We start from the raw sequence: 17,179 nt of genomic DNA, 5'->3' as shown, positions 1-17,179 counted from the left end.
GCCGGCAGTGACCAATGGCTACAGCCTGAGGGTCTAAGACGTCTCCTGCAGATCCCCCAGGCCTTGGTAGCCAAGGGCATAACTGGCTTCCCGCCCCGCTTGGGCCACCACCGGCCCCAACCGCTCAACATCAGCCGGCCCAATCCGCTGAGTGGGGAACCCCAGTCCCACGGCACATGCGAGACGGCCGGCATGGTCGAAGACCGGCGCACTGATGGAGCCGACATCCTGGTTGCGTTCCCCAAAGGCTGCGTAGAATCCCTGCCGGCGCGCCACCTCCGCCTGCTCTTTCAGCTGCTGAACGGACACCGGGGTATCCGGAGTGAAGCCCTCAAGCGCCTGCTCGTCCAACGCATCCCAGGCCCCGGGGTCGAACGCCAGGAAGATCTTGCCGGGGGCACCGGCGTGCAGAGGCATGACCATCCCTACCATGAAGGGACGCATCACAACGTGGCGTGTCTCGGCCACCGCGACGACGGTCCGGAACGCACCGTCGCGGACGTACAAACAGGCGCTTTCACCGGTTTCGTCACGCAACCGCTGCAAAACCGGCTTAACCAGCCGAACGACGTCGAGCCCAAAAGTTCCGGGAGTAGCCCAGCGGACCAGGCCTATGCCGATCCGGTACCGATCGCCGTCGCGGTCCAGGAACCCCTCACGGAGCATGTTCTGGACCAATCGCTGGCAGGTGCTCGACGGCAGCCCAGTCTTGCGGATGATCTGCTGCAGTGTCGGCTCCGGCTCATCTACGGAAAAACAGTCCAGGATCTCCGCCACCTTATGCAGGACCAATAGGGGCGAAGCCCCTGCTCCCGGTTCTTTCACCACAGTCCAATACCCCTAACTCTTTACCGCCAGCATGCACCAGCTTAGTGAAGCCTCCGGCGACACAGGATGTGATCCATTTGACACCACCACAGTCTGACCCACATTATGGGATGCGAACCCACTTTATGGGTTTACTCGCCCCTAACACAAAGACGTGGAGATTCCATGAGCACCATCACCGCCAGCACCTGCGAAACCGCCCCCGAGCCCAAGCGCCCTGGTAGCAGCCGCGTGGGACTGATCGTCCCCAGCTCCAACACGACCATGGAGACGGAATTGCCGGAGTTGTTCCGGCGCCAAGCCGATGCGACCGGGCACAAGTACACCTTCCACTCCGCCCGCGCCGGCATGAAAAAGGTCACCAGGGAAGAACTGCTTGCCATGGTGGGCAAGGCAGCCCAGAGCGCCGAAGCGGTTTCCGACGCCGATGTGGATGTCATCGCCTACGCCTGCCTCGTCGCCGTCATGGCTCAAGGCCCCGGAGCGCATGAGGGTTCCGAAAGGGTCATTGCTGACGCTGCCTCCGGCAACGGGCACCCGGCCCCGGTTACGAGCAGCGCAGGCGCCCTGGTCCGAACCCTGCATGAAATCGGCGCCAACAGGGTCGCCATGATTACCCCGTACATGAAGCCACTGACCAAGATGGTGGTGGACTACATCGAAGGATCGGGCATCACGGTGCTGGACGCCATCAGCCTCGAAGTAGCGGACAATCTTGAAGTCGGTTGCCTTGACCCGCAAAACCTGCCCGCACTGGCCCGCAGCCTGCAGCGCGAAGGCGCCGACGCCGTCGTCCTGTCCGCCTGCGTCCAGATGCCCTCCCTCGCCGCCGTCCAGGCAGTCGAGGACGAGCTGGGACTCCCTGTCATCACGGCAGCTACGGCCACTACGTACGAGATTCTCAAGGCACTGGGCCACAAACCGGCCATCAGCGGAGCGGGAAGTCTGCTGTCCGGCGCCGGGGTGCTCACCGCGGCGAAGGCGTAGGCGGCGGGCAAATGTCGCTCTCACTCATCGCCTTCCTGGTGCTCGTAGCGGCTTTCGCCGTCGGCTCGTTCACCAAGATCAACGCCGGACTTCTGGCCACCATAGCTGCGTTCGGCGTGGGTACCCTCCTGGCTGGGATGTCGGTCAAGGATGTCATCGGGCAGTTCCCGGCCGGACTTTTCTTCATCCTGGTGGGCGCCACCTTGCTCTTCGCCATCGTACGGATCAACGGCACTATCGACCTGCTCGCCTACTGGGCTGAACGGCTCGCCGGCAACCGCAAGGTCCTGGTTCCCATCCTCATGTTCCTGCTGACGGCAGCCTTGGCCTCCGCCGGCGCCTTCACGCCCGCCGCCATCGCCATCGTCGCTCCGGTTGGCCTGGCTCTGGGCATGCGGTTCGGCATCAGCACCTTGGCCATGGGCCTGGTGATCGTCCAAGGCGCCAATGCCGGCGCCTTCTCCCCCGTCAACCCCTTCGGCGTCCTTGGCAACAAGATGTTGGACGCAGCCGGGGCCGGTGACGATTCATTGAAGCTGTATGCGTACTGCTTCATCTTCAACGCCATCCTGGCCGTCATCGCCTATGTTCTGGTCCAGGCCATCATGAAGCGCCGGGCCACGAAGACGGCGGCGCGGCTCGGCGGGGACACTGCCATACATTACGACGGCGGACCCGCCTCCCCGGCGACCGATGGCGTGGGAGGATCGGGCACAGCCGTGCTTACGGCCCCGGCGCGGACTTCGGTTGCTGGGCAACATGCCAGCGGATCCGCCCCGGTCAAGGTAGCCGCCACCCCCATGCGGATTCTCACACTTGCGGGCATTGCGTCCCTGCTGGTTCTCACCACTGTCCTGGGCATGGATGTGGGAGTAGCCTCGCTGGTCATCGCCGGGGTCCTGATCATCCTCGACTCCAACGTGCAGAAGCCGGCGCTGGAAAGCATGCCATGGTCAGCCATCATCCTCGTCACCGGCATCGTCACCTACGTGGGCATGCTGGAGAAAATGGGCGCGCTGAAAGAACTTCAGGAAGGCATCGCCGGTCTGGGCAACAGTTCCCTCGCGGCGCTGATCGCCAGCTACGTGGTGGCAATCGTTTCAGCCTTCGCCTCCACCACGGGAACCCTGGGCGTCATCAGCCCCGTGGTTGCCCCCATCGCCATGGACCCTCTGCTCACTCCTGTGGGCGTGGTGACGGCCATCGCCATCAGTTCCTCCGTGGTTGACGTCAGCCCGATGTCCACCAGCGGAGCCCTGCTGATGGCCAGCGCCCAGCCGAAAGACGAGCGGATGTTCTTCCGTGCGCTGTTGCTGTGGGCCATCGCAATGATCGGCGTTGTCCCGCTTCTGGCCTGGTTCTTGTTTGTCCAGCTCGGCATTGGCTAGGAGTTACAGGCTAAAACAAAAGGGACGTCCCGCTTGGGACGTCCCTTTTGTTTTCCTCGGATTGACGGCCAGCCGGCCCTAACCCTTGGGAGCGAAATCTCCCGGCCAGTCCCCTAGCCGGATACGGCTACGGCTCCGGACGGCTCCGAGTGTTCCCCACTCGTCCAGCCCCAACCTGGCCAGTGGCTCAAGCAGGTCGATCCGCGGGTGACTGCCATCGAGCACAGCACTACTCACGGCAGCATGTGTTACCTCGCCAAAAACCACAGTCGAGTCCCCGATCGGCAGCACGGAATGGAGCCGGCATTCAAGCACCGCCGGCGATTCCTTGACGCGCGGCACTGCCACGGTCAGGCTCGGCTCACGAGTCAGCCCTACGGCATCGAACTCACTGACCTGCGGCGGGAAATTGGTTCCAGTGGCATTGACCTCTTCCAACAGTGTCGCCGGAGCGAGGTTGATGACGAATTCTCCCGACCCGGTGATGTTGCGCAGCGAATCCTTCTCACCCACTGACGTGAACTGCACAATCGGCGGTTTGGTTGACGCAACGGTGAAGAAGGAATGGGGTGCAACATTGTCGGTTCCTGCCGGAGAGACGGTCGAAACCCAGGCGATCGGCCGGGGAACCACCACTGCGGTCAAAAGCCGGTAGAAGTCACGGGCGGACGTGGCCGAAGGGCTGAAATCGTTTCGCATACTGCCAGCCTAGCGATCAAACAAGAGTGGGTCAGTTGAGCAGCAGCAAGGGCCCTAGGCTGCCGTCGAAAGCGTGACGTAGCGTCCTTCAACGGCCCGGTTGGCAACGACGGCGGCATTGGCCACCGTCACGTAGCTGCCACGGGCGACAGCCGGCAGGTTTCGGCTGCCCGGGATGGTGACATAGGACCCCTCTGCACCTGGCTGCGGGCTACCCGCGGGCAGAGTCACGTAGCTGCCACCGTGCGATTCGGTGTTGACGGCACCGACCTCGGTAACGCTCTCAGGGGTGGTTTCGATGGTTACGGGGCGTTCGACAAGCAAAGTCATTGATACTCCTTGGGATTCAGGATCATGGCCAGTTAGGGACTCCAGTACCGCTCAAGCGGAAGGGATGCGGATTGTGGCGCTCGCCCTGCCGGCCCGGGAGTGTTCACCGGTGCGGTAGTCAAGGGCTGCTCTGGCCTGTACTCAAGTCTAACTTCTTATTCTGAGCTACTCAAAATAAGGTGGCAAGGCTCACGGTCACTCGCTTGCAAAACAGACTAGGCGCGGTTTAGCGTGCCAGCTTCGCATGATGTCCCGGGTCATGGGCGGGGATGATGAGCACGCGGTCCTTGATCGAGTGCAGCCGATGCAAGGTGTGAAATGCCTCCGTCCGATTCGCGTCGACAAGAAGTCCTGGAAAGGGGGCCTTCTGGCGAAGCCGCTCAATCTGGGTTCCGTGCCACGCCGCGTCCCCCGCCAGGAGGACGAGACCAGTCCGGGTTCGCAGCAGTACGCCCACGCTGCCCGGAGTGTGCCCCGGCAGGCCAACCAGAAGCACAGATCCGTCGCCGAAGAGGTCATGACTATGCTCAAACGTCAACACTGGCGGACCCCCAAGTCGAACCTGTCTATGCGACGCCCCCTCATCACCGATCGCACTCCACCGGCCGGTGCCTGCCTCCCGTGAGTGATCCAATCATGCTCGACGGAATGCACAGCCAGCGGGAGGTCCGGCAGGTCAAGCAGACCGCTCACGTGGTCCCAGTGCAAATGAGTGGCCAGTGCGAAGTCAATGTCGCGCGGCGTGATTCCCGCCCAGTGCAGGGCCGATGTCGTGGACAGCGCAGAGGCCATGGGTCTCACAGCTCCTCGGAGCATCCAAGGCAGCTCCGGCATGATTCGATGGTCAGCGTCGACACAAAGGGCTGGGTCGACAAGCACTGTCGCGTCGCGATGTCGGATCACGTAGCTCGTCAACACACTCTCAAGTGTCCGCGGGCGGTATACCCCTTCGGCGATGGCGAACGCTGGAACTTCTCGCCTCTGCTGGATCAATGGCTGCACGCTCACTGTAACCGTTCCTGAAGGGAGGCCGGCGTCGACCAGTCCGCTGAGCTCGCCGTCGTCGCGCCTGCGCGGCCATACCTGCCGAAATGGCATTGCAAGAAGTCCAGCCATGCCCATCATCGTTTGCCTCACTGGCCGGATCTCCATCCCGCCAATCGATCGTTCCGTCGTCCACAAGGCCATCCCTTTATTGGACTGAAAGTTATACATGCGTGAGACGCTAGAGGCTCAGGTCAACCTGAAGTCAAGACGGGAGCCCATATGCGGATAGGCGATGCGGCCCGGATCATAGGCGTTCCAACCCATGTCCTGCGACATTGGGAAGAAGTCGGAGCAGTCATTCCGAAACGGTTGCCGAACGGGCACCGCGAATACGACGCCCAGTCTGTCGCAGAGGCGCGGCTGCTCCGGCTTTGCCAGTCGGCGGGTATGTCCCTCGCTGAGATCACAATCCTCTCGCGCACCACGGGCACGGCCCGTGCAGTGCTCGTGGCCGACCATCGCGAGCGGCTCGAAACACAGATCTCAAGCCTCGAAGCCACGAAGGCGTTCCTGGACCACGTCCTTGAATGCACGCATTCGGCGGTGAATTCCTGTCCTTCCTGCGCCGCACATGCCTACCCCGACGCACAGCCTGTTTGAGTTTGGGAGATCCTGCGCGTCGATCGTCACTCGGGACAATGCCGGCGCCAGAACTTTGCATCGAATTCGTGAACCGCAGTGAACCACAGTGACCTGACGTGACACCGCACTAACGCATGTGAAGTCTCATTGGGAGCCCTGCCCGGACAGCTCCTAAGTTCGGCGCATGACAAACAACTCCACGCATTCCGAAGCCAACGACACAGGAACCACCAAACGCAAGCACATCATCATCGGGGCCATGTTTCGGGCCGTCGGCGCCTACCCCAGCGGCTGGCGCTACCCGGGAGCCCACCACGATCCCCATGACGATCCGGAGGTAATCCGCGCCACTGCATTGGAAGCCGAGGCAGCCGGCCTCGACTACATCTTCTTCGGCGACTGGCTGGCTACAGGACCCGATCTGGAGTTCAGGGATCCCTATCTGGCCGCCCGCATCGAACCACTGAGCGCGGTCGGTTTCCTGGCCGGGATCACCTCCAGGATCGGCCTGATTGCCACGGTCAACGCCACCTACTCCGATGCCTACACCCTGGCACGCATCAGTGCCTCCATCGACAGACTCAGCGGTGGACGCCTCGGCCTGAACATTGTGACAGGGGCCGAACCACGGGCAGCTGCCAATCACGGCCGGGATGCGCACTGGGGCAACGAACAGCGCTACGACTCCGCCGAAGAACTCATCGATGCTTTGAGGCTGCTATGGGACAGCTGGGGCGACGGCGCCTTGGTCGCCAATCAGGAATCGGGGCACTATCTGGACCCCTCCAAACTGCACCGGGCTGACTTCAGGGGCGCGCACCATCCCGTGGCCGGTCCCTTGAACGTGCTCCGACCCATCCAAGGGCATGTTCCGCTGGTCCACGCCGGCACGTCCCAGCGCTCACGGCACCTTGTCCACACACGCGCTGACTTGGCCTTGCTGGCGCTGCCGGGCATCGCAGAGGCAGCCGCCGTGACGAAGACCCTCCGCACGGAGGCCGCGGCGAACGGCAGGAATCCAGACCACGTCAAGAGTCTCACTCCCGTACTGCCCATCATTGGGTCAACCTTCGAAGAGGCCTGGGAGATTCACGATTTCCTGGCCTCCCGGGTGCCTGTATCACCGGGACCGCACGACGACAGGGAAGGATTCCCTGCCACCCGAAGCTTGGCTGTCCTGGGCGAAGCGATTGGGCTCGAGCTGGCCCAAGCCGAGCTCGAGGCGGAAGTCACCGTTGACGATGCTGCCCGCTTCAACCAACACGGCGAGCACCTGCTTGACCTGACACGGCAGCGCTCAGGGAGGATACCGGGCACGGCCCGGCCCGTGCGATGGCGGGACATACTTGTCAACCACCTGGTGCCTTACAGCGTGGTGGTCGGCACTGCCGCACATATAGCCGATTACCTCCAGGCCTGGCATGAGGAAGGCGGTGTGGACGGCTTCAACATCCTCACGCCTTTCCTCGGGGAGCAATTTGAACACTTCACCCGAGGAGTGATCCCTGAATTGCGCTCGCGTGGTTTGTTCCGGGAGGCATACCAGGGAAGCACGCTGCGCGATCATCTGGGACTCACCGTTCCTGTGAACCTCCACGACGCCACACCGGTTGAAAGCACGACGGTGACAGGTCCGGTCGGAGCCGGAGCCCGGGCATGAGCTCAGAGGCCACATCCATACCCGACACGGAGCTGGATGAACTACGCAATGCTCATTTCATCGAAGCGGCCGAACTGGCCCGTCAGCTCGCCGAAGGAGCGGCGCCGGTCCTGCTGGACATCCGGTTCAGACCCGGCTTCGCCCAACCGGAAGCAGAATACGACGCCGGCCACTTGCCGGGGGCACACTACGTCCACCTGCCCACGGTGCTCGCGGACGCTGGACCGCACAGGTCCGCAGTGGATGGGGCACTCCCCCTTCCGTCAGCAGGTGCTCTGCAGTGCGCCCTGCGCAGCTACGGGATCAACAATGACTCGGCGGTGGTGGTCTACGACAACCGGCACGGACTGTCGGCGGCCAGGGCCTGGTGGGTCCTGAAGTGGGCTGGACTGGTGAATGTAAGGGTCCTCGACGGTGGCTATGGCTATTGGCGGAGCCTGGGCTTGCCGACCACGACACAACGACCGGACACCGGGGCCGGATCAATAACGCTGAAGGCCGGACTGTCCCCGGCGAGCGGCAACCTTGCAACCATCGCGACCGACGAAGCGGCGGCCTTTCCACACGGCGGCATCCTGCTTGACGCCCGGGAAAGAGAACATTTCGTCGGGACTCCCGGGGACCCGCCAGCCCACATTCCCGGAGCGCTCAGCCTTCCCAGCAGCAGCACCTTGGACGAGGACGGGCTGCTGCTTCCCCCTGAGGTGCTGCGTGCGCAGGCCGAGGCGGCCGGACTGACTCCGGGAGCCGCCGTCGGAACTTATTGCGGCGCCGGCGTCCTGGCCGCCCACAAAGTCCTTACCCTCGCCACGCTGGGGATCGAAGCGGCACTGTACGTCGGGTCCTGGTCAGCATGGTCGGCCACCGCGGCAGAAAGGAACTAATCGAGGGCAAAAGCTGCCGGATTGTTGCGGCGCGTGAAGCGCTTTTTCGCCATGCGAACTGGAGTGACCGTTGATGTCGGCCCGGTTCGGACAGGCTTTCGCACCCTCCTACAGTGATGTCCAGACGTCCTTCAATCACCATTTTCCGCGCAGCGCCGCGGGCTCCACTCCATCCGAAAGAGGCATCCCCATGATCTTCCCCAGACCCGTCCGCGCCGTCTCGGCAGGCGTGGCAGCGCTTGCGCTCGCCACGATCCTGGCTGCGTGCGGCGGCGCAGAAACGGCGAAGCAAGCCGACGGCGGCGTGCCGGTTACCGGTGGAACGCTGGTTTACCTGGAGCAACAGGCTCACACCAACCTGTATCCACCATCGGGCGGCTTCTATCCCAACGGCGGCATCCTGAACCAGATTACGGACAAGCTGACATTCCAGGATCCCGAGACGCTCAAGATTGAGCCATGGCTCGCCGAGTCCTGGACCAGCAACCCCGAATTGACCCAGTACACGTTCAAGCTGCGCAGCGGCGTCACCTTCTCCGACGGCACGCCCGTGGACGCAGCAGCAGTAGCACGCAACTTCGACACCTACGGCCTGGGAAACAAAGCCCTGAACCAGCCCGTCTCCGAAGTCATCAACAACTATGACCACAGTGAGGTTGTTGATCCGCTCACCGTCAGATTCCACTTCAAGAAGTCCTCGCCCGGCTTCCTGCAGGGCACGGCCACCATAGGTTCCGGCATCGTCTCCATCAGCACACTGGACCGGAAGTTCGACGAACTTGGCGATGCCCGCAACATCATCGGCAGCGGTCCGTTCACTGTCGCCAGCGAAGTGCTCGGCAAGGAGCTCGTCCTGGAAGCCCGCAAGGACTACAACTGGGGACCAGCCACAGCAAAGCACCAGGGACGGGCCTACCTGGACACCGTAAAGATCGTCGTGACCCCTGAGGACAGCGTGCGCACAGGCTCGCTTCTTGCCGGGCAGGGCGACCTGATCCGCCAGGTCCAGGCCTATGACGAGAAGCAAGTAGAAGGCCAGAACTTTACGATCCATGCTCCGGGCACCCGCGGAGTCAATGACAGCATCGTTTTCCGTCCGGATAATGCGCTCGTCTCAGATGTGCGGGTCCGGCAGGCACTCCTGAAAGCTACGGACACCCATGAAGTGGTAGACACGATCTTCTCGGAGAACTACCCCGTGGCCACCTCCGTCCTGGCCAAGGACGCCCAGGGCTACGTTGACCTTTCGGACAAGCTCCGCCACGACCAGGACAAAGCCAAGCAACTCCTGGACGAGGCCGGCTGGAAGGTCGGAGCCGATGGCATCCGGACCAAGGACGGAGCGCAACTGTCCTTGACCATTTATGAGTCCCTGCCACAGCCGCAGAACAAGGCCGTGTTGCAGCTCGTGGCCCAGCAATGGCAAAAAGTAGGCGTGAAACTCAATGTCCTCGCCGGTGACTCCGGAAGCAAGACCGTTGACAGCCTGGATCCTGAAGAGACCCCTGTTTCCGTTGCCATGGTGGGTCGCGCTGATCCAGATGTGATCAAGAGCCAGTTCTACCCGAAGAACCGCGACGCCCTGCTCCAGTTGGGTGGCAGCAGCCAGAAGGTGAAGAGATTCGTCGATGAAAGGCTCAATGCCCTCCTGGAAGCAGAAACGGCCCGCACTGACCCGCAGCAGCGCCTCAAGGACGTAGCCGACATCCAGAACCACCTCATCGACCAGGCCCTGGTGATCCCGATCTTCGAAGAACCGCAGGTCTTCGCTTCGGCTCCCTACCTGCACGGCCTGTCCTTCGAAGCTGTTGGCCGGCCGAGCCTGTACGGCGTCTGGCTCAACAAGGGCTGACATGCAGCGTTATCTCCTGAACCGTATCGGCCAGGCAGTACTGGTCCTCTGGGCAGCGTTTACGATCGCCTTCGTGCTGTTGCAGGCGCTGCCCGGGGACGCCCTCCTGATCAAGTACCAGAATCCCGACATGGGCCTGAGCCCTGCAGAGATCGCCGACATCCGGAATTCGTACGGGGCAGACACTCCACTGTTCCTGCAATACCTGAATTCCCTCGCCGGCTTCCTCACGGGGAACCTCGGCTATTCAGTGCAGGCCGGGGTGCCCGTTGTGGACCAACTCGCAGCCAACGTACCGTCGACCCTGGCACTTGCCGGGCTGGGATTCCTGGCCGCTGTCATCCTGGCGACAGCCATCGCGTTCCTCGCCAGCCTCGCTCCCTTCGCATGGCTGCGCAACGCCATCGAGTCCCTGCCGTCACTGCTGGTCTCCGTTCCGGTGTTTTGGCTTGGCATCGTACTGATCCAGGTCTTCTCCTTCCGGCTCAAGCTCATTCCCGTGATCAACCCGCCCGAGGCCCTGGGGCTGATCCTTCCGGTGGCGACGCTCGCCGTCCCGATCTCCGCTCCCCTGGCCCAAGTGCTGATCCGCAGCATCGATGACGTGCGCACCCAACCATTTGTCGCCGTCGCCCGTTCCCGCGGCGGCAGCAACGCCTGGGTCCTCAGCCATCACGTGGCCCGAAACGCGGTGTTGCCGGCCTTGACCATCGCCGGCGTTCTCCTCGGCGAACTCATCGGCGGCGCCGTAGTGACGGAGACGGTATTCGGGCGCAACGGCGTCGGACAGTTGACCCAGCAGGCCGTCAACAACCAGGACGCCGCAGTATTGCAGGCCGTTGTGGTTCTTGCCGCGGCTGCCTTTGTGCTGGTCAACCTTGCCGTGGATCTGCTCTACCCCGTCCTGGATCCCCGGCTCAAGCAAAAGACAGGAGCGCTCACATGAGCCAGGCAACCGTGGTCCAAGCCACGCAACCGGACGTCCCGCCCAAGGGCCCGGATCGCCGCTTCGCAATTCCCCGGATCCAGCCAGGGCTCTTGCTGGCTTGGCTGGTCCTGGGAATCGTTGCTCTGTGGACCATCGCGCCGGGACTCTTCACCGGCCACAACCCCACGTCAGGCAAAGCACGGGACAAACTCCTTCCACCAAGCAGCGAGTACCTCCTCGGCACGGACGAACTGGGCCGCGACCTCTTGTCGAGGATGATCCACGGTTCCATCAACTCAGTAACAGGTGCCCTTGTGGCCGTCGGGGTGGGGCTCGTGGTGGGAACCCTCCTGGGACTGCTCGCAGGTTCCCTGGGTGGAGCAACCGACAACGTGGTGATGCGGGTGGTGGATGTGCTGCTGTCCATCCCAAGCCTCCTGCTCTCGCTGAGCATCATCATCATTCTTGGTTTCGGCACGGTGAATGCCGCGATAGCCGTGGGCGTGGGTTCCATTGCCAGCTTCGCCCGGCTGTCTCGATCCGAAGTCCTGAGGGTCCGCCGGAGCGACTTCGTGGAAGCGGCCTTCGGAAGCGGCGGCACTTTCGCTTCAGTATTGCGGCGCCACATCCTGCCGAATTCGGCCGGCCCGGTTCTTGCACTCATTGCCCTGCAATTCGGCAGTGCGATCCTGGCGATCTCCACGCTTGGCTTCCTTGGCTACGGCGCTCCGCCGCCCACTCCTGAATGGGGGCTGTTGATCGCCGAGGGCCGCAACTACGTCGCCACATCCTGGTGGCTGACCACCTACCCGGGCCTGGTTGTGGTGGCCGTGGTCCTGTCAGCCAACCGCATCAGCCACTCGATCCGAAAGGTACAACCGTGAGCGACGTCCTTACAGAGACGGCTGCCGCGGCAGCGGGGCAGAACACACCGTTGCCTGTCTTGGAACTGCGGAACCTGTCGGTGTCCTACTCCGACAAGCACCGAACGCACCGCAGGGTGGTCCACGACGTTTCCCTGCAGATCTCCCCCGGCGAGGTCCTGGCGCTCGTGGGTGAATCAGGCTCCGGAAAGTCCACCACAGCACAGGCGGTCATCGGCCTCCTGGCCGGCAACGGACGCGTGGACGGTGGCAGCATCCTGCTCAACGGCACGGACATTGCCGGTTGGTCGCAAAAGCGCCTCGAATCGATCCGCGGCGCCAAGATCGCCTTGATTCCACAGGATCCGACGAGTTCGCTGAACCCCGTGCTCACTGTGGGAGCCCAGGTCGAGGAGGTGCTCCGGCTTCATACCAAGCTGCCCAAGACCGAACGAAGGCGGCGCGTCCTGGAACTCCTGGAGCGGGTAGGCATACCGGAGCCGGAACGCCGGGCAGGTCAGTACGCCCACGAACTCTCGGGTGGCATGAAACAACGAGTACTCATTGCCGCCGCCATTGCCTTGGAACCGCAACTGATTATCGCCGATGAGGCCACCAGCGCACTCGATGTCACCGTGCAGCGCCGTATCCTGGACCTGATCGACGAACTCCGTGCCGAGACAGGAACGGCGGTCCTTTTCGTCACCCACGACCTCGGAGTTGCCGCTGACCGGGCAGAGCAACTGGTGGTGCTCAAAGACGGAAGGGTCCAGGAACAAGGCCCGACCACACAGGTTTTAGCCAATCCCGCCAGCAGCTACACGAGGCAATTGCTGGCTGATGCTCCGTCCATTTCGCCGGCCGCGGCCCGCCCGGTACCTACCCCTGGCCGCGAGGTCACTGTTGCGGTGTCAAACCTCGTGCAGGAGTTCGAAACCGGGCGCAACCAGCCGTCCTTCCGGGCCGTGGATGACGTGAGCTTCCAGGTGCCCCGCGGCAGCACGCACGCCATTGTGGGTGAGTCCGGATCAGGCAAGACCACCACGGCCCGTGCCCTCGCAGGATTCCAGCGCCCCACTTCAGGCAGCATCACCATCAGCGGGATCGAGTTGGCAGGCCTGGATGCCAAAGGCCTGCGGCAGTTCCGCAAACACGTCCAGTTGGTCTACCAAAACCCCTTCACTTCTTTGGATCCGCGCCAGAGCATCGAACGGATCATCGAGGAGCCCCTCCTGAACTTTGATCCCGTTCCGCGTCCGGAGCGGGAAAGGATCGTCCGCGCCCTGCTTGATCGCGTGCACTTGCCCGCCAATCTGTTGCCCAAGCACCCGCGTGAACTCTCTGGAGGCCAGCGCCAGCGCGTCGCGATTGCCAGGGCGCTTGTGCTCAACCCGGAGGTCCTGATCCTGGACGAGGCCGTCTCGGCGCTCGATGTCACCGTCCAGTCCCAAATCCTCACCCTCCTGGAAGAACTCCAGGCGCAGCTGGATCTGACGTACATCTTCATCACCCATGACCTGGCAGTAGTCCGCCAGATTGCCGACACCGTGTCAGTGATGAGCGCCGGACGGCAGGTCGAGGCCGGAACCGTCACCGACGTGTTCGACCATCCACAGCATGCATACACCCGCGAATTGATAGAAGCGATCCCAGGCAACCGAAAGGCACGGCCATGACCCAGCACCTGCAAGGATCCAAGCGGATCGGCTTCTTTACGCGACTGCTCGACGACGCCGGACCGGCCGAGCGTTACAGGCTCGCCTTTGAGCAGATACAGACTGCCGAGGCAGAAGGCTTCGATACCGCCTGGGTGGCGCAACACCACTTCAACGAAGCCGAGGGCGGCCTGCCTGCACCGTTGGTCTTCCTCGCCTATGCCGCTGCCCGCACTTCCCGGATCCACCTCGGCACCGGAATCATCACGCTGCCACTGGAAGATCCCGTACGCGTTGCCGAAGACACGTCGGTTCTTGACCTGCTGTCCGGGGGCCGCCTCGAAGTCGGTGTTGGGACCGGCGGTACCGCTTCCTCCTTCGCAGCATTCGGCCTGGACAGCGAACAGCGCCGCTCCCTCCACGCTGACAAGCTCCAGATCCTGACCGAAGCCTGGGGAGGAAAGGAGGTACGCTCTTCAGCCAATTCCCTCTATCCTGCAGCTCCGGAGTTGCTGGAACGGCTCTGGCAGGCAACGTTCTCCGCCAGCGGCGGCGAGCGCGCCGGCCGTGCAGGCGATGGGCTCATGCTCTCCCGTACCCAGCCGCGCGACTCATCGCAACCGGATGCTCCACTTGAGGCCCTGCAGAACCCCATCATCGACGCCTACCTCCAGGCACTTCCTACCGGAGCAACACCACGGATCCTGGCTTCCCGGACCCTCTTCGTCGCTGATGACCGGGCAACTGCCCTCCGCTTCGCCGAAACGGGTCTGAGAAGGATCGTCCCGCACTTCGAGCGCCAGGGTCACGTGTTCGCCAGTGACACAGTGGAGGACCTTATTGCGGCCACGGACTCGCATGTGGGCTCGGTTGAGGACGTCATCGAGTCGCTTAGCCGCGACAGTGTCCTGGAGCGGGCCACCGATGTGACTTTCCAGGTCCACTCCATCGACCCACCGCACGAGCACATCCTGCGTTCCATCAAGCTCGCGGCGACAGAGGTCGTTCCGCGACTCGGCTGGAAGCCTGTTCCAACTCCCGTACCCGCCCTGCAAGGAGAGAAATGAGCACCACCTTTACTGACGCCGTCGACGACATACTGGGAGTCATCCCGGGCTCGCCGCTGGACCAGCTGCGCCGCCGCCGTCCGGTCACCCGCGACAACACGCAAGCGAGCTACCTCGCGCTGTTCCACACCGGGCAACTGGACGACGCCGGCGCAAGCGAGAGATACGCCGTCGCCCTGTTCGTGGCGCTTCTTCACGACAACCACGCCGCCGCTGCCTTCTACGCCTCAGGACTCACACAGTCCGGTGCCGGACCCGCCCTGACGGCAGCTGTTCGGGACGCAGCGCAGTCCGGCGACACCGAAGGTCCTTACGGCACGTACCGCGAACCGGGCCTGCAGGGCGAAAGCAAGCCCGGACTCCAGTGGGTTGCCGGGCAGGACCTGCGGGATGCACTGGGTATTCGACTCACGGCAGCGCTGGAGCACGCCCACCTGCTGGTCTTCCGTCCCCGGGAGGCCTCTCCGGCAGCACTTCAGGCCCTGTTGTCCGCCGGCTGGACAACTACGGGAATCGTGACCCTGTCCCAACTTGTCGCGTTCCTTTCGTACCAGCTCCGGATTATTACAGGGCTGGGGCTGCTCAATGCCCAGCCGACTGATGAAGAAGCCGAGCGCACCGAAGCACAGAACGAAAGGATCTACTCATGAGCGATTCGGTTACTACCTACCCTGGGCTGAACCGCCCCGAGGCCTTCACGCAGGACCAGCTGGGCTGGGTGCCCTGGCTTGAGGCCCCGACCGTTGAGGAACTGACTGAACGGCAGTACGAGGGCTTGGTTGACCGATCGCGCGCCTCGAGCGACTACTTCCGACTGCTGGCCCGTGACCCTGACATCCTCGGCGCCAGGACCAGGACAGACAAGGACATCTTCTACAACACCAAGGAAGGTCTCCCCCGGGCCGAACGCGAGCTCGCCGCGACGGCCACGTCACGGGAGAACGGCTGCGTTTTCTGCGCATCGGTCCACTCGCGGTTCGCGTCCCACTATTCAGAACGGCACGACGACGTCCAGCGCCTTCTCGACGACGGCACCTCGGCGGACCTCGGCCCGCGATGGAACGCCATCACTGCTGCCGCCGCCGCTCTCGCCCACACTCCATCGCGGCTCAACGCCGGCCACCTCCAGGCCCTGGAGGATGCCGGACTGGATGCTTTGGAAATCTCGGATGTGATTCATGGCGCAGCCTTCTTCAACTGGGCGAACCGGCTGATGCTGTCCCTCGGCGAGCCGGAGGCGGCCAGCTGAAGCAGTAATACTGCTGGCATTAACAACCGCCTCACGACAGACGGCGCCGGCCTTAAGCCGGCGCCGTCTGCATTCGGCTTGTGAGACTACCTGCCGCCTTCGATCTTGCGGCTGCGTTGTTGAATTGCCATGGGCCCGTAGGGATATACCCCTGCACGAGGCTGGCTGACCTGGGTGAGGAGCTCAGTTTCCCCAGGGCTGAGTTCAAGGTCCGCAGCGGCAAGGTTATCCGCCAGTTGCTCCACACTGCGGGCACCAAGGATCACGGATGTTACCGCCGGCCTGTCCGCCAGCCATGCCAGCGCTACCTGCGAGGCACTCGCGCCATGGTCAGCCGCAATCTTTTCCACGGTTTCAATGATGTCCCACGTACGGGGGTCGTCATTACGGGCTTGCCATGCTTCCATGCCCCGGGTTGGATTCTCACCGAGCCGGGTTGCGCCAACGGGCGGTTCGTCCCGCTTGTACTTGCCGGAGAGCCAGCCGCCGCCCAGGGGCGACCACGGCAGCAGACCCACGCCCGCATCCAGGGACGCCGGGACGACTTCCCACTCGATCTCACGCACCAGCAGGCTGTACTGCGGCTGCAGGGTGACGGGCGCACTCCAACCATGGGCTTTGGCCAAGTAAACTGCCTTGGTCACCTGCCAACCCAGGAAGTTCGAGAATCCGTAGTAGGCGATCTTGCCGCTGCTGACGGAGTCGTGGAGGAAACGGAGCGTCTCCTCCAGTGGCGTAATGGGGTCCCAGGCGTGCATTTGGTAGAGATCAATCTGCTCCACTCCGAGCCGGCGCAGGGAATCGTCCAGGGCCTTGGTCAGGTGGCGGCGTGAGGTGCCCACATCGTTCGGGGCCTGGCCCATGGGGAACCGACCCTTGGTGGCCAGTACAAGCTGGTCCCTTTGACCCGGCCGGTCCGAGAGCCAGCGTCCGATGATTTCCTCCGATACGCCGGCGCTGTAAACATCCGCAGTGTCGATGAAGTTGCCGCCCGCGGCTACATAGTCATCAAGGATCGCGCGGGACGTCTCCTCGGTGGCTTCAGCCCCGAACGTCATGGTTCCGAGCGCATAGTTCGATACGACGGCGCCGCTGTTGCCCAGTGTGCGGTATTGCATAGCTCTCCTCAGTTCTCCCATCGAGGTTGGTCCTGTTGGAGT

Annotated in this window: 17 protein-coding genes; 12 read left to right on the top strand and 5 right to left on the bottom strand. The window is 63.2% G+C overall.

The features are described from left to right. Nucleotides 1-33: 33 nt before the first annotated feature. A complete protein-coding gene (locus N5P29_RS09900) occupies nucleotides 34-828 on the bottom strand; it encodes an IclR family transcriptional regulator (protein WP_262278390.1) in 795 nt (264 codons plus the stop codon). Nucleotides 829-993: 165 nt separating this feature from the next. Here N5P29_RS09900 and N5P29_RS09895 point away from each other — a divergent pair, with 165 nt between their 5' ends. Both N5P29_RS09895 and N5P29_RS09890 read left to right on the top strand, forming a co-directional pair. After that, on the top strand, nucleotides 994-1,815 hold the full coding sequence (locus tag N5P29_RS09895; RefSeq protein ID WP_315973390.1) for a maleate cis-trans isomerase family protein: 822 nt from the start codon (nucleotides 994-996) through the stop codon (nucleotides 1,813-1,815). Between the two features lie 11 nt (nucleotides 1,816-1,826). Beyond that, entirely contained in the window at nucleotides 1,827-3,203 is a 1,377-nt protein-coding gene (locus tag N5P29_RS09890) for an SLC13 family permease (protein ID WP_262278389.1), read from the top strand. A 78-nt stretch (nucleotides 3,204-3,281) separates the two neighbouring features. Here the strand turns inward: N5P29_RS09890 and N5P29_RS09885 are convergent, their stop codons facing one another. From N5P29_RS09885 to N5P29_RS21080, 3 genes are all read right to left on the bottom strand, one after another. Continuing rightward, nucleotides 3,282-3,902, bottom strand: coding sequence for a flavin reductase family protein (locus N5P29_RS09885; RefSeq protein WP_262278388.1), 621 nt, complete (start codon nucleotides 3,900-3,902; stop codon nucleotides 3,282-3,284). A gap of 54 nt (nucleotides 3,903-3,956) precedes the next feature. Then, nucleotides 3,957-4,232, bottom strand: a complete 276-nt coding sequence (locus N5P29_RS09880) for a hypothetical protein (RefSeq protein ID WP_262278387.1) — start codon at nucleotides 4,230-4,232, stop codon at nucleotides 3,957-3,959. Between the two features lie 534 nt (nucleotides 4,233-4,766). Continuing rightward, on the bottom strand, nucleotides 4,767-5,330 hold the full coding sequence (locus tag N5P29_RS21080; protein WP_410007920.1) for an MBL fold metallo-hydrolase: 564 nt from the start codon (nucleotides 5,328-5,330) through the stop codon (nucleotides 4,767-4,769). Between the two features lie 168 nt (nucleotides 5,331-5,498). Between N5P29_RS21080 and N5P29_RS09875 the strand changes: the two genes are divergently transcribed. The 10 genes from N5P29_RS09875 to N5P29_RS09830 all read left to right on the top strand — a co-directional run bounded on the left by N5P29_RS09875 (nucleotide 5,499) and on the right by N5P29_RS09830 (nucleotide 16,019). Then, the gene (locus N5P29_RS09875; protein ID WP_262278386.1) at nucleotides 5,499-5,879 is read left to right on the top strand and encodes a MerR family transcriptional regulator; all 381 of its coding nucleotides are present in this window, start codon (nucleotides 5,499-5,501) and stop codon (nucleotides 5,877-5,879) included. A 166-nt stretch (nucleotides 5,880-6,045) separates the two neighbouring features. Continuing rightward, a complete protein-coding gene (locus N5P29_RS09870) occupies nucleotides 6,046-7,521 on the top strand; it encodes an NtaA/DmoA family FMN-dependent monooxygenase (RefSeq protein WP_262278385.1) in 1,476 nt (491 codons plus the stop codon). Beyond that, nucleotides 7,518-8,405, top strand: coding sequence for a sulfurtransferase (locus tag N5P29_RS09865; protein WP_262278384.1), 888 nt, complete (start codon nucleotides 7,518-7,520; stop codon nucleotides 8,403-8,405). The genes N5P29_RS09870 and N5P29_RS09865 overlap by 4 nt, the downstream gene beginning before the upstream one ends. Nucleotides 8,406-8,595: 190 nt before the next feature. Beyond that, on the top strand, nucleotides 8,596-10,257 hold the full coding sequence (locus tag N5P29_RS09860; RefSeq protein WP_262278383.1) for a TIGR04028 family ABC transporter substrate-binding protein: 1,662 nt from the start codon (nucleotides 8,596-8,598) through the stop codon (nucleotides 10,255-10,257). Between the two features lies 1 nt (nucleotide 10,258). Continuing rightward, entirely contained in the window at nucleotides 10,259-11,203 is a 945-nt protein-coding gene (locus N5P29_RS09855) for an ABC transporter permease (RefSeq protein ID WP_262278382.1), read from the top strand. Continuing rightward, nucleotides 11,200-12,069 (top strand): ABC transporter permease, encoded by an 870-nt coding sequence (locus tag N5P29_RS09850; protein ID WP_262278381.1) that lies wholly within the window; start codon nucleotides 11,200-11,202, stop codon nucleotides 12,067-12,069. The genes N5P29_RS09855 and N5P29_RS09850 overlap by 4 nt, the downstream gene beginning before the upstream one ends. Continuing rightward, a complete protein-coding gene (locus N5P29_RS09845) occupies nucleotides 12,066-13,724 on the top strand; it encodes a dipeptide ABC transporter ATP-binding protein (protein ID WP_262278380.1) in 1,659 nt (552 codons plus the stop codon). The genes N5P29_RS09850 and N5P29_RS09845 overlap by 4 nt, the downstream gene beginning before the upstream one ends. Then, complete coding sequence (locus N5P29_RS09840; protein ID WP_262278379.1) at nucleotides 13,721-14,770, top strand: putative FMN-dependent luciferase-like monooxygenase; 1,050 nt, start codon at nucleotides 13,721-13,723, stop codon at nucleotides 14,768-14,770. The genes N5P29_RS09845 and N5P29_RS09840 overlap by 4 nt, the downstream gene beginning before the upstream one ends. Further along, the gene (locus N5P29_RS09835) at nucleotides 14,767-15,420 is read left to right on the top strand and encodes a CMD domain protein (RefSeq protein WP_262278378.1); all 654 of its coding nucleotides are present in this window, start codon (nucleotides 14,767-14,769) and stop codon (nucleotides 15,418-15,420) included. Before N5P29_RS09840 ends, N5P29_RS09835 begins: the two co-directional genes overlap by 4 nt. Next, nucleotides 15,417-16,019, top strand: coding sequence for an alkylhydroperoxidase domain protein (locus N5P29_RS09830; RefSeq protein ID WP_262278377.1), 603 nt, complete (start codon nucleotides 15,417-15,419; stop codon nucleotides 16,017-16,019). Before N5P29_RS09835 ends, N5P29_RS09830 begins: the two co-directional genes overlap by 4 nt. An 86-nt stretch (nucleotides 16,020-16,105) precedes the next feature. Here the strand turns inward: N5P29_RS09830 and N5P29_RS09825 are convergent, their stop codons facing one another. Further along, nucleotides 16,106-17,137, bottom strand: coding sequence for an aldo/keto reductase (locus tag N5P29_RS09825; RefSeq protein WP_262278376.1), 1,032 nt, complete (start codon nucleotides 17,135-17,137; stop codon nucleotides 16,106-16,108). Nucleotides 17,138-17,179: the final 42 nt, after the last annotated feature.

It is taken from the genome of Paenarthrobacter sp. JL.01a (assembly GCF_025452095.1).
In the GTDB taxonomy this organism is placed as follows: Bacteria; Actinomycetota; Actinomycetes; order Actinomycetales; family Micrococcaceae; genus Arthrobacter.
Note: the sequence above shows the minus strand (reverse complement) of the source record. Positions and strands in the feature narration are given on the sequence as shown.